Origin of the sequence: Shewanella sp. AS16 (assembly GCF_021412365.1) — a bacterium.
Taxonomy (GTDB): domain Bacteria; phylum Pseudomonadota; class Gammaproteobacteria; order Enterobacterales; family Shewanellaceae; genus Shewanella; species Shewanella salipaludis.
The window spans coordinates 1-510 of sequence record NZ_JAKCLK010000046.1; the positions used below are offsets into that span (position 1 = coordinate 1).

General features: G+C 49.4%; 1 protein-coding gene. It reads right to left on the reverse strand.

Annotated features, from left to right (window positions below; translation table 11 throughout):
• Positions 1–39 precede the first annotated feature (39 nt).
• Positions 40–510 (reverse strand): conjugal transfer pilus assembly protein TraU (traU, locus tag LZP73_RS19250; RefSeq protein WP_234236522.1); only part of this gene is annotated, 471 nt, incomplete at its 5' end.

A 510-nucleotide genomic window follows, 5' to 3' on the forward strand; every position in this document is an offset into this window, starting at 1 on the left:
ATTTCTTTTCCATTTAAAATATTCCTCTTTTTGTTTAAGTTACAGGAATACACAGTTACGTTTACGCCACATCAGGTAGCCGAAGTTTTTCTTTGTGTTGGGCGGATTTTTTCCCGTCTCCCAGCGCATCACACTGCGCCCGAACGGATGGCACTGTCCGCTGTCCGGATACATATTCACCATCTGATAACGCCAGCGTTCTTTAGGCAGGATTGGGGACGGATATTCATTACAGACGGCGTTATTTTTCCCGATGGTTTCCATAATCATGCCCTGACGGTGTAGTTTGAACGCCATGCGTTCACTGACCAGCAGGGAGGACTGCAACGGACTGGACTCATTACTCACCCAGCCATTGAACGGGTACATACTTCCCTGCGAACCGGCACACCAGAACAGAACATCGAGAGGCATATTAAAGGCGCTGGCAATGGCATCTGCTGCACAGGCCCCCTGTGCTATCGGATTGGCAAAGATGACAGCTTCCGGATTGAGAATGGTGGTCAGGCT